Source organism: Nonomuraea sp. SBT364, from assembly GCF_001083785.1.
Classification (GTDB): domain Bacteria; phylum Actinomycetota; class Actinomycetes; order Streptosporangiales; family Streptosporangiaceae; genus Nonomuraea.
Map to the genome: position 1 here is coordinate 22973 of NZ_LAVL01000106.1, position 6768 is coordinate 29740.

General features: G+C 70.9%; 7 protein-coding genes and 1 tRNA gene. 3 read left to right on the top strand and 5 right to left on the bottom strand.

What is annotated here, in order from left to right; translation table 11 throughout:
* The first annotated feature begins 378 nt into the window (after positions 1–378).
* On the top strand, positions 379–1032 hold the full coding sequence (locus ADY59_RS51775; RefSeq protein WP_331459549.1) for a M23 family metallopeptidase: 654 nt from the start codon (positions 379–381) through the stop codon (positions 1030–1032).
* A gap of 261 nt (positions 1033–1293) precedes the next feature.
* Here the strand turns inward: ADY59_RS51775 and ADY59_RS33050 are convergent.
* Positions 1294–1368 (bottom strand) — tRNA-Val (locus ADY59_RS33050).
* A 442-nt stretch (positions 1369–1810) separates the two neighbouring features.
* Between ADY59_RS33050 and ADY59_RS33055 the strand changes: the two genes are divergently transcribed.
* Positions 1811–2227: an SsgA family sporulation/cell division regulator gene (locus tag ADY59_RS33055; protein ID WP_049570603.1), complete on the top strand. Its 417-nt coding sequence runs from the start codon at positions 1811–1813 to the stop codon at positions 2225–2227.
* Between the two features lies 1 nt (position 2228).
* On the opposite strand, the gene ADY59_RS33060 is transcribed toward ADY59_RS33055, so the two are convergent.
* The gene (locus ADY59_RS33060; RefSeq protein ID WP_082310592.1) at positions 2229–2864 is read right to left on the bottom strand and encodes a DUF305 domain-containing protein; all 636 of its coding nucleotides are present in this window, start codon (positions 2862–2864) and stop codon (positions 2229–2231) included.
* 211 nt (positions 2865–3075) lie between these two features.
* On the opposite strand from ADY59_RS33060, the gene ADY59_RS33065 reads away from it, so the two are divergent.
* The gene (locus ADY59_RS33065; RefSeq protein WP_197093974.1) at positions 3076–4296 is read left to right on the top strand and encodes an LVIVD repeat-containing protein; all 1221 of its coding nucleotides are present in this window, start codon (positions 3076–3078) and stop codon (positions 4294–4296) included.
* Here the strand turns inward: ADY59_RS33065 and ADY59_RS33070 are convergent.
* The 3 genes from ADY59_RS33070 to ADY59_RS33080 all read right to left on the bottom strand — a co-directional run.
* Positions 4290–5060: a hypothetical protein gene (locus ADY59_RS33070; protein WP_049570613.1), complete on the bottom strand. Its 771-nt coding sequence runs from the start codon at positions 5058–5060 to the stop codon at positions 4290–4292. The genes ADY59_RS33065 and ADY59_RS33070 overlap by 7 nt on opposite strands.
* Before the next feature lie 54 nt (positions 5061–5114).
* Positions 5115–5945: an aminotransferase class IV gene (locus ADY59_RS33075; RefSeq protein ID WP_082310593.1), complete on the bottom strand. Its 831-nt coding sequence runs from the start codon at positions 5943–5945 to the stop codon at positions 5115–5117.
* Positions 5942–6768: chorismate-binding protein (locus tag ADY59_RS33080; RefSeq protein ID WP_049570615.1), on the bottom strand; the 827-nt coding region annotated here is incomplete at its 5' end. The genes ADY59_RS33080 and ADY59_RS33075, both read right to left, overlap by 4 nt.

The window sequence follows — 6768 nt, forward strand, 5'->3', positions numbered from 1 at the left end:
GCAGCAGGGCGACGGCCCATCGCGCGTTCATCACGAACTTCACCGCGGCGGGTGTCTGCCCGCCGAGCGTCAACGGCATGCCGTCACCGGCCGCCGCCCCCGGACCTTGAACGGTCACAGAGGCACCATCGGCTGCACGGCTGGACGGCAACATGAGAACACCACGGCCCTTGCTTCATCTGCCGCGCACTCCGCGTTCATACCGCGTTCATACCGGGCTCGTACCGAGGTCGTACCGCCGATGCGTAGCGTCTGCCTGCGTGGAAGATCACCCCTTTCGCCTGCTCAGGGCGACCCCCGGGGTTCCACATCACCCAGCACTCCCCACCTGACGGCCGCCTGTCCGCGGGCGCCCGTCCAACCAGACGCGAGGACGCCATAGCCTGGCCGCCGCGGTCGCCATCGCGGCGACGGGCCTGGCTACAGCGCCGGCGGGGGCCCCGACGGGCGCGGCCGGCGCTACGGCGACGGCAGCCAAGCCGAACTTCCAGATGCCGAGAACCGGACCAGCACGGCACACTCGGCGCCACGGTGGTCGCTTCCGCTGACGGGACAGTCGTCCAGTCCTTCTTCCACGACAACGGAGGGAACCTGGTCCAGATCAAGCACAGCGGCGGCTGGTTCACCACGTCGATTCACCTGGACTCCCGGGCGGTCAGCAAGGGCGACAGAGTCCGTGCCGGCCAGACGATCGGGAAGGTCGGCAAGACGGGCGTCGAGGCGAACAACCACCCTCACCTGCACTACGAGCAGGCCTATTCAACCGGCTCCACCGCCTCGTGGGGCGGCGCGGACACGCAGCGCAAGACCGTCACTTTCAATGGCACGACCTACACCGGCCACAGCAGGACGTGGCGCCACGTCGAGAGCCGTAACTGCGGCTCGTCGGGCGGCGGTGGAGCCAGTTTCAGCGGGGATGCCCAGGCCGATCTGATGGTGCTGAACACCGCTGGTGACATCAGTGCCCGCATCAACCAGGGCCGCTACTTCAACGGTCCCTGCCGTCAGCTCACGCCGGTCCGCTCCAGGTAGCCGGCCCGCGCCCGCGGGGATCATTCCGCAGGCGCCACGTCAGCCAAGCCGCCCCGGAGCGGACTCCGCGCGAACTACGGCACAGCTTCGTCTCCCTGCTCTCCGCCGGCGACGGGCCCCCGTGACGCAGGAAGGGGCTGCGCTCATGGACCGCATCGTCCCTGCCTCAGAGGACCACGCATCCGAGGACCCGTAAGTCACTCAGTTCGTCACCCGGAAGATCAAAAAGGCCGGTTCCAAGACTGGAACCGGCCTCTGAGCTGGTGGGCGATACTGGGATCGAACCAGTGACCTCTTCGGTGTGAACGAAGCGCTCTCCCGCTGAGCTAATCGCCCGCCCTGTGCGGCTCCTCGCGGTGCCGACGGGGAAAACCATACCGCACTCCGAGCCCCGCTGGCGAAACGGTTGCCGGGGGCACGGGGAGGTGACCGTGTGGATTCGGGTGAAAGGCGGCGGTTGCCCGTCAGCAGGAGGGCCCGGTGGCATACCATCGTCGTGTCCCGGGTAGACGCGGACCGTGATCAATCTCAGGAACGTTCTTGGTGCGCTCGCCGGGACTGGCTCCACAACACGCAAAACCCTTGCAAATACGACCCGATTGATGCCGTTTAGCCAGGTAGATGCCCAAATGTCCAGCTGTGAGTTGCGTTACAGAAGGCCCTCGGAGCGGAATCTTTCCTACAGGTTTCTTCGTTCCGCGTCATAGCTCAGGGCGAAGTGCGCCGGAGCAGTGCAAGCCCCGTAGAGGGGACCTACGACGAAAAGGTTTGGCTGACGATGAACAGCACCACCGTCTCCGCCGAGCTTGGCCTTCGGCTTGTGGTCCCCGACCGTAGTACCGTCCCCCTGCTCGCCGGGCTGAGCTACACAGCCGACGACCCGTACGCCATCCGCATGGCTTTCCACGTAGGGAACGACGAACCGGTCGAGTGGATCTTCGCCCGCGAGCTGCTCACCGTGGGCATCGTGCGCCGGGTCGGCGACGGCGACGTGCAGGTGTGGCCGGCGCGCAACGACGGCGAGCGGACCCTGCACATCAGCTTGACGTCCCCGTTCGGGCAGGCGCTCTTCGAGGTGCCGCTGGCCCCGCTCACCGAGTTCCTGCACCGGACGTACGAGAAGGTGCCGGCCGGCCGGGAGACCGACTACATGGACCTGGACGCCGAGCTGACCAACATGCTCTGGCCGTCCTGAGTCAGGCGGGCAGCTCCGCCAGGGTCTTGCGCATCCGGGCGATCTCGATGCTCTGGCCCGCGTAGACGTCCCTGGCCATCATGCGCATGCGCTGGTCCTTGCCCCCGGCCAGCTCCTCCCCCGCCATCTTCACCGCGCCCTCGTGGTGCCGGATCATGAGCTGCAGGAACATCCTGTCGAACACGCCGCCCTCGGCCGCGCGCAGCGCCTTCAGCTCCGCCTCGGTGGCCATGCCGTAGCCGTCGCCGCCCCGGTGGGCGTGCCGGGCGGGGGCGGGGCGGCCGATCAGGGCGAGCCAGCCCGTCATGAGGTCGATCTCCGGCTGCTGGGTGAGGGCGATCTGGTCGGCGAACCTGCGGACGGCCGGCGTGCGGGTGCGGTTGGCGACCAGGCCGGTCATCTCCAGGGCCTGGCGGTGGTGCGGGATCATGCCTTCGGCGAAGCGGACGTCCGCGGCGGCGGGGGTGGCCGCCCCCTGGCCGACACGCTCTCCGGGCATGGCCGTACGGCCGTGCGCGCCGGGGCTTCCGGGCACGATGACGGGCGCGCCGGTGCCGACGGCGGACGGCTGATTCGCCCCCTGCGAGCAGCCTGCCAGGGCGTTCAGCGTCAGAACTGTGACCAATAGCGCGCGCATTCCGGACCTCGCTGGCATAGCTTCCATACTGAGCTATGAAACGAGGGGGACAGGCGTGATCTTCGCCAGGCTACGGGGGGCCGCCTTGTGTGCGGCCTTTCTGCTCGTATCCGCATGCTCGGCGGGCCCGGAGCTACCACCGCGGGCCGAGCCGCCCAGCTCCGGGGCCGAGACGCCGGCCGGTGACGCGATCCCGCCGGGCGAGATCCGGATGAGCGACAACGTCAAGCACGTGGCGAACGTGCCGCGCTCCGCCCCGCTCAACGGTCCGATGGACTGGAACACCGACCTGGCCTTCCAGGGCGACTACGCGTACATGGGCAACTTCGGCGGCTTCACCGTCTTCGACATCAGCGACCCGACCAGCCCCAAGACGGTCAGCCAGGTGGCCTGCCCGGCGCAGCAGAACGACGTGTCGGTGTACGAGAACCTGCTGATCCTCTCGGTGGACGAGCCGCGCAGCGGCGAGGGCTGCGACTCGACCGACGAGGAGCGCGCCTGGGAAGGGCTGCGCATCTTCGACATCAGCGACAAGTCCAGCCCCCGCTTCGTGTCGGCCGTGGCCACCGACTGCGGCTCGCACACGCACACGATGGTGCCCAAGGACGACAAGCTGTACGTGTACGTCTCCTCGCCGGGGCCCGAGCCGGAGTCCACGACCTGCCCGCCGCCGCACAAGCTGCTGCAGATCGTCGAGATCCCCCTGGGCGACCCGGGGTCGGCCCGCGTGGCGGCCGCGCCCGACCTGCCCATCCAGGGCCAGGAGAACGGCACCGGCTGCCACGACATCACCGCCTACCCGGAGAAGAACCTGGCGGCGGCCGCCTGCTTCGGCGACGGCTTCCTGCTGGACATCGCCGACCCGCTCAGCCCCAAGGTGCTGCAGCAGGTCAGCGACCAGGAGAACTTCCAGATCTGGCACTCGGCGACGTTCAACAACGACGCGACCAAGGTGCTGTTCACCGACGAGCTCGGCGGCGGCTCGGCGCCCACCTGTGACCGCGGCACGCCGGCCACCAAGGGCGCCGACGCGATCTACGACCTGGCCGACGGCCAGTTGCACAAGCGCGGCTACTTCAAGATCCCGCGCGAGCAGCAGGAGGACGAGAACTGCGTCGCCCACAACGGCTCCCTGCTGCCGGTGCCGGGCAAGGACATCATGGTCCAGGCGTGGTACCAGGGCGGCGTGTCGTTCCTCGACTTCACCGACTCGGCAAACCCCAAGGAGATCGGCTACTTCGAGCGCGGCCCGTTCGAGGGTGAGGACGCCGGCATCGCGGGCTCCTGGTCGGCCTACTACTACAACGGGTACGTGTACTCGGCCGACATCAGGGAGGGCCTGGACGTCCTGCGGATCGACGACCCGCTGACGGACCCGGCCAAGGAGGTCGACATGGCCGACTTCAACGTCCAGACGCAGAAGAGCTATTGAGCGATCGTCCCGGCGCGCCAGCCGCTGTAGGCGGTGGTCCAGGACGAGGTGAGCACCGCGCCCTGGATCGGCGCCCGCCACTCCACGGCGAACCGCGCCGGCAGGCCCCGCTCGCCGAGCGTGACCGTCCAGACGAGCGTGCTCCTCGCCAGCTCCTCCTCGCTCCACCCGCCGGCGATCTCCCGCAGCAGGTGCTGGACGTGCTGCGGCGCGCCGGCCGCCGGCACCTCCCCGCGGTAGACATCTCCGGTACGGGTGAGGCCGGTGGTGGCGTCGGCCAGTTCGGCGGCGGTCCGGGCGGAGGCCAGGACGGCGATCACCCGGGCGTGGTCGGCCACGCCCGGCCGGGCCTCGCCGGGGCGGCCCCGCCGGACGGTCACCTCGGCGGGCTCGCCTTCGGAGGCGGGCGAGGTGACGGTCATGGCGAGGTCGGCGCCGCCCGGCGCGTGGACCAGGCGGCCCCGGGCGTCGGCGTAGAAGTCGCTCTGCGACAGCCCGCCCTCGTACGCGAAGTCGGCCATCGGGGTCCGCGCCAGCGCCTGCCGTAACGCGGTGGCGAGCGAGCGCGCGTCCGGCGTCGTGGCGGCCGGCGACCCGGTGGCGGGCAGGGGCCGCACGACGGCCGACGTCGCGGCGGGCGCGCCGCCGCCCTGCCACCAGGCCGTACCCGCGGCCACGAGGGCGGCCCCGGCCGCGACGGACACCGCGCCCAGCAGCAGCCTGCTCCGCCGCCGTCGCGCCGGTGTCCCGTCCTGCCCCGTCATCACGTCTCCGCTCGCCTCATGATCGCTGCCGCCCAACCGAAGCCCGGGGGCGGGTCAGGGGTTGAGGTCGGCCGCCGAGCGCTCGGCGAAGACGCGCATGGCCTTGGCCGTGATCGGCCCGGGCGCGACCGGCAGCTCGGTCTCGTCGACGAGGCTGATCGGCTGGACGTCGCGCGTCGTGGAGGTGAGGAACGCCTCCTCGGCCCCGTAGAGGGCGTTCAGCGGCACGTCCACCTCCTCGGCGCCGAACCACTCGACGACCAGCGCCCGGGTGACCCCGGCCAGGCAGCCCGACTCGAGCGTCGGCGTGAGCAGCCGCCCGTCGCGCACGATGAAGATGTTGGACCCGGTGCCCTCGCACAGGTTGCCGGCCAGGTTGCCGAAGACGGCCTCGCCGCCGCCGCGCGCCTTGGCGTAGGCCAGGGCCTTGGCGTTGTCGCCGTAGGAGGTGCTCTTGACGCCCGACAGCGCGCCGCGCTCGTTGCGCGGCCAGGGGACGACGGTGACCTTGGCCGTGGCCGGGAACAGCTTCTGCTCGTCGACGATGACGACGCAGGTGGTGCCCTGGTCGCCGCGGTCGGAGCCGAGCGGGCCGGGCCCGCTGGTGTAGGTGATGCGGATGCGTCCGAGCGCCCAGGCGGGGGCGGCCCCGACGCACTTGGCGACGCCGTCGGCGATCGCGTCGAGGTCGGGCTCGGGCAGGTCCATGCGCCGGGCGGAGAGCGCGAGCCGGTCGAGGTGGCGGGTGAGGGCGAACACCTCGCCGCGCACGATCTTCACGGTCTCGAAGACGCCGTCGCCGACCATGAGCCCGTGGTCGAACACCGAGACGGTGGCCTGCGCGGGGTCGATCAGCTCTCCGTTGACCCAGACCGGGATGTTCATCGATTTCCTCCTGAGGATGCCAGTGCCATGAGCCTGGACGCCTTGAGCTCGGTTTCGAGCCACTCTCGCCGGGGGTCGCTGCTCCAGGTGATGCCCGCTCCGGTGCCGAAGCGGATCTCGCCGCCGCTCATCCAGAACGTCCTGATGCCGACGGCCAGCGCCGCCGTGCCCCGGTCGGCGTCGACCCAGCCCACTGCCCCACAGTAGGGCCCGCGCGGCTCCGGTTCGAGCTCATTGATGATGCGCAGGGCCGACGACTTGGGGGCCCCGGTGACGGACCCGGGCGGGAACGTGGCGGCGAACAGCTCGGGCCAGCCGGCGCCCGGCGCGAGCCTGGCGCGCACGGTGGAGACGAGGTGGACGAGCCCGGGGTGCTCCTCGACGGCGCACAGCCGGGGCACCTCGACGGAGCCGACGGCGGCGACCCTGCCGAGGTCGTTGCGGACCAGGTCGACGATCATCACGTTCTCGGCGTGGTCCTTCTCCAGCAGGTCGCCGGCCGTGACGCCGGTGCCCTTGATGGGGCCGGACTCGACGACGTCGCCGTCGCGCGACAGGTAGAGCTCCGGCGAGGCCGACACGACGCTCAGCCCGGGCACCTGGACGACGGCGGCGTAGGGGGCGGGGTTGCCCTCGGCGAGCCGGGCGGCGAGCGCGAGCGGGTCGGCGCCGTCCGGCAGGGGCGCGGTCAGCACCCGGCACAGGTTGGCCTGGTAGACCTCGCCGCGTTCGATGTGGCCGCGGATCGCCCGTACGCCGTGCTCGTAGGCGGCCCGGTCGAGGGAGCCGCGCCAGTCGCCGGGGCGGCGGCCCCGCCAGGGGG